This is a genomic window from Pseudomonas sp. P7548 (assembly GCF_013386585.1).
Taxonomy (GTDB): Bacteria; Pseudomonadota; Gammaproteobacteria; order Pseudomonadales; family Pseudomonadaceae; genus Aquipseudomonas.
Genome location: NZ_JACARO010000185.1, coordinates 1 through 3,423, shown reverse-complemented (window position 1 = coordinate 3,423; position 3,423 = coordinate 1). Strand labels below are relative to the sequence as shown.

2 protein-coding genes are annotated in these 3,423 nt (G+C 56.6%); both read left to right on the top strand.

The features are described 5' to 3' along the window. The coding region (locus tag HX803_RS32110) for a FecR domain-containing protein (protein ID WP_178926075.1) at positions 1-687 on the top strand (687 nt) is incomplete at its 5' end. A gap of 105 nt (positions 688-792) precedes the next feature. After that, a complete protein-coding gene (locus HX803_RS32105; protein ID WP_178926074.1) occupies positions 793-3,288 on the top strand; it encodes a TonB-dependent siderophore receptor in 2,496 nt (831 codons plus the stop codon). Positions 3,289-3,423 lie beyond the last annotated feature (135 nt).

Sequence of the window (3,423 nt, the reverse complement as noted above, 5' to 3'; positions counted from 1 at the left end):
GTGGGCTCGGCAGGCTGGATCGGCAGGGATCTGATGGGCTGGCAGCGCTGGACGGCCGACCTCGCCACCGCCACGGGTGAGCGGCGCAACATTCAATTACCAGATGGCACTCGTCTGCAACTCAATACCGACAGCGCAGTGGACCTGAGCTTCGATCCTCAGCAACGCCTGATCACGTTGCTGCGCGGGGAGATCCTGGTCAATTGCGGCGCCGTGTCGCCAACGCCCCTGCTGGTGAAGACCCGCCATGGCCTGTTCGAAGGCATCGATGGGCGCTTTACCGTACGCCAAGAGCGCGATTGCACACGGTTGAGTGTGGTCAGCGGCAACGTGGCCATTCACTCTCCTCATACAGCCGGGGGACTGTCCACTCAGGCCCACTCGGGGCAGGACTATCTTGTGGACCAGACGCAAGCCGTCGTTGCTCCGCCTCCGGACATGGATGCAGGGGCCTGGGCCGACGGATTGATCATCACACGAGGCATGCGGCTTGAGGATTTCCTGGCAGAAGTGGGCCGCTACCGACAGGGTTATCTTGGCTGTTCGACCGATGTTGGCGATTTGAGGCTGTCGGGCGTGTTCCGCCTGGAAGACACCGACACGCTGTTGGCGATATTGCCCAAGACACTCCCGGTTCAGGTGCGCTATCGCACACGTTGGTGGGTGAGCCTGGAACGGTCCACCTGATTTTTTATGTGCTACATCAACTTTTTTTGGCGGCTTTTTTCCGTGAGCCCGGCTTAGACAGTAAGCCTCTCAACCTGCCTTCGCCGGCCTCTACGGATATTGACCATGACTGTGCGTTTTCAAACCGATTCATCTGTCTTACCCCACCCTTTGCTAGCCAACGCCATCCGCGCCGCGCTGTTGTCGACGGCACTGGGGTTGGGCGCGCTGCCGACTGTCGGCATCGCCGCGCAATCAGGCACTGAACAGATCCACCGGCACTACGATATCCCCGCCGGTTCGTTGAGTGACGTGCTCAATCAGTTTGCCCGTGAGGCAGGTATCACCCTCTCCAGCACGCCGTTACAAACCCAGGACAAACAATCGATCGGATTGCACGGTGACTATTCGGCTGAGCAAGGCTTGAACCAATTGCTTACCGGTTCGGGGTTGCAGGCAGAATCGCAGGACGGCGTCAGCTTTGTTCTACAGGTGTTGCCGAAAAGCGCCACGCTGACTTTGCCCAGCACTGACATCAAAGGCTTCGCCCTGGGTAATGCCTTGGGCAGCATGGACGGCTATAACGCGACCCATAGCCAAATCGCAACCAAGACCAGCACCGCCCTGCTTGAGACCTCCCAAAGCGTTTCAGTGGTGACGCGTGAACAGATGGACGACCAGGGCTCCCAGACCGTCGCGCAAGCCATGCGTTACACACCTGGCGTGTTGACCAACCCTTATGGCGCAACCCATCGTTATGACTACGTGGCCATGCGCGGTTTCAACGATGGATCGGTCGACAACATCTATCTGGATGGCCTGAAGTCCATGGGGGACAGCGGTACCTACAGCACGATGCAGGTGGATCCCTACTTTCTGGAACGGGTCGACATTCTTAAAGGACCGTCTTCCGTGCTGTATGGACGCAGTTCGCCGGGCGGCCTGGTGGCGCTGACCAGCAAGAAGCCACTGTTCGAACCTTATCATCAGGTTCAAGCGACAGTTGGCAGTCACGGGCAACGGGGCATGGGTTTCGATTTCAGCGGGCCGGTGGACGACGACAAGCGCATTGCCTATCGACTGACTGGGTTAGCGGACAAGTCTGACACCCAATTCGACCATGCCAAGGAGAAACGCTATGCATTGGCTCCAACGCTGAGCATCGATTTCACTGAGGACACTTCGCTTACGCTTCAGGCCTATTTGCAGCATGACCCTGATGGCGGTTATCACGGGGGGATGCCAGCGGATGGCGCGTTGCATCAACGCAACGGGCAGCGGATCTCGAGTCATTTTTTTGAAGGTGAACCTGGGGTCGATGGTTACAAACGTGATCAGCAATCGTTCGGTTACCAGTTTGAACATCGCTTCAATGATGCGCTTACGGCCCGACAGAATTTCCGTTACCTCGACTCCAAGGTGCAACTGGATCAGGTGTACGCCTATGGCTGGACCACACCGACCAGTAACGAGCTGAACCGCTATTATTCGGGAGGTGATGAAAAGCTGCATGCGTTCATCATCGACAACATGCTGCAGGCAGAAATTTTTACTGGTGCGACCAAACATACCGTGTTGTTGGGGGCCGATTATCAACGTCGTAAGACGGTGGTGGACTGGACCAGCGGGTCGCTGCAACCGATCAACGCGTTTAATCCGGTATACGGCAATTCCGCTATCAGCTACTACAGCCCGACCAGCTACTTGCGGCGGCTGGAGCAGACTGGCGTCTATCTGCAAGACTTGGTCGAAATGAATAAGTGGCGGTTCTCTCTCGGGCTGCGCCAAGACTGGGTGCAGACGTCTGATGAAAACCGCATCGCGGAGGCGAGCCGCCCCGTGGGTACCGAGATCAGTGACAAGCGGACCAAGCTCACAGGGCGTGCAGGGGCGTTGTACCTCTTTGATAACGGCCTGGCGCCCTATGTCAGCTATTCAGAATCCTTTAACCCGAACTCCTATTCCGACAGCGCCGGCAACCCGCTGGCACCGACCGATGGCACACAATGGGAGGCGGGCTTGAAATACCAACCGCCAGGCACCGATAACCTGTTCACGGCGTCGTGGTTTCGCATCGACCAGGAAAATCTGGCAACCAAACTGCCGCAAGAGAATTTCTATCGGGCTGTAGGTGCTGTGCGCTCCCAAGGGCTTGAATTGGAAGCCCATATGCAACTGACCGACAGCCTGAAGGTTTTGGGCAGCTACACCTTCACGGATATCAAGTACTCCAAGTCGATGGTGAGTACCTTGAGCACGGCTGACAATCTGATAGAAAACAAAGGTAACTCACCGACCCAAGCACCTCGTCACATGGCGTCGGTATGGGCAGACTACAAGTTCAATAGCGGGGCCTTGGATGGCTTGCGTCTCGGGGGCGGGGTACGTTACGTCGGGTACAGCTGGGCGGATGCAGAGAACACCATGAAGGTACCTGCCTATACCTTGTTTGACGCGTCGATAGGTTATGACTTGGGCAAGGCAGGGTTGAAAGGTGTGGATGTTCGGCTTAATGCCAACAACCTGTCTAACGAAACCTATGTCGCGTCGTGTGCGAGCCTGAATTTCTGTTACCTGGGCGAGGAACGCAATGTCAGTGCGACGGTGAGCTATCAGTTCTGATCCATGACTGACTAAAAAGCCAGCGCCTGATTTCAGGTGCTGGCTTTTTTGTGTTTGCCGATTGGGGCTGCCCTCGTCGTTTAAGGGCGTGGACAATTCGCGTCCTTAAACGACAAAACCCCTGTCTGCTTTAGC